General features: G+C 68.6%; 1 protein-coding gene. It reads left to right on the top strand.

Features of this window, described 5'->3' with window-relative positions:
• The first annotated feature begins 43 nt into the window (after positions 1 to 43).
• Positions 44 to 849 (top strand): IS5 family transposase gene (locus QMO56_RS26835; RefSeq protein ID WP_283530702.1). Its coding sequence is split into 2 segments (ribosomal slippage): positions 44 to 380 and positions 380 to 849, totalling 807 coding nucleotides; the frame shifts between segments, so codons are not numbered across the junction.
• Positions 850 to 859 lie beyond the last annotated feature (10 nt).

The following is an 859-nucleotide window of genomic DNA, read 5'->3' on the forward strand; positions in this document are numbered from 1 at the left end:
TAAAAGCGTCTAACGAAACCTGGTGAGGCGCGTTACCAGGGGCATGGCGAAGCCCCTTGTTCCTGATGATCTTTGGGCGGCGATCAAGCCGCTGCTGCCGCCCGAACGGCCCAAGCCGCAAGGCGGGCGCCCTCGACTGCCGGACCGGGCTGCCTTGACCGGCATTGTGTTCGTGCTGACCACCGGGACCGCCTGGGAGCGGCTGCCGGTGGAGATGGGGTGCGGGTCGGGCATGACCTGCTGGCGCCGGTTGCGGGACTGGCAAGCAGCGGGTGTCTGGAGCCGTCTGCACAAGGTGCTGCTGGAGCGCCTTCAGGCGGCGGAGGCCCTCGACTGGTCACGGGCTGCGCTCGACAGCGCCAGCATTGGCGCCAAAAGGGGGGCGCGGCGGTCGGCCCAAACCCGACGGACCGCGGCAAGCCGGGCACCAAGCGCCACCTCGTCACGGACGGCCAAGGCACGCCGTTGGGCCTGACGCTCAGCGGCGCCAACCGCCACGACAGCCGCATGTTGGCTGCCACCTTGGATGCCGTGCCGCGCGTCCGCATTGGCGGCCCCGGCCGACCCCGCCGCAGACCGCGCAAGCTGCACGCCGACAAGGCTTACGATCATCGTCGCTGCCGCGGGGAGTGCCGCGCCCGGGGCATCAGCCCTCGCATTGCCCGGCGCGGCATCGAGAGCAGCCAAAGGCTCGGCAAGCACCGGTGGGTGGTGGAGCGAACCTTCGCCTGGTTGAGCCGCTTCCGGCGTCTCACCATCCGCTATGAGCAACGGGTCGACATCCATCTGGCCTTCACCACACTCGCCTGCGCCCTCGTCTGCCTCAATCAAATCCGAAGGTTCTGTTAGACGTTCTAAG

Source organism: Roseomonas sp. E05 (assembly GCF_030063475.1).
Classification (GTDB): Bacteria; Pseudomonadota; Alphaproteobacteria; order Acetobacterales; family Acetobacteraceae; genus Pseudoroseomonas.